Source organism: Seonamhaeicola marinus, from assembly GCF_008085455.1.
The window spans coordinates 1-251 of the sequence record NZ_VSDQ01000054.1 but is presented as its reverse complement, the minus strand read 5'-3'; the positions used below and the strand labels follow the sequence as shown (position 1 = coordinate 251).

Sequence of the window (251 nt, the reverse complement as noted above, 5' to 3'; positions counted from 1 at the left end):
AAGGTAAATTATGCTTTTTTATGGCATCAATGTAACCTTTAATACGGTTGTTGTAAATTCGGGTGTGTTTAAAACCGCCAATATGGGCAATACGCTTACAGCCTTGATTTACTAAATGTTCAACAATCATATGGCTGCTATCATAATCATTAATACCAATATAATCTACATTCAAATCGTTTTCACCACGGTCAAATAAAATTAAAGGTATGCCTTTAGATTTTACTTTTTCATAATAATCTAAATCTACC

General features: G+C 30.7%; 1 protein-coding gene. It reads right to left on the bottom strand.

Annotation, left to right across the window (positions count from 1 at the left end):
* Positions 1-251 (bottom strand): substrate-binding domain-containing protein (locus FUA24_RS00345; RefSeq protein WP_148539588.1); only part of this gene is annotated, 251 nt, incomplete at both ends.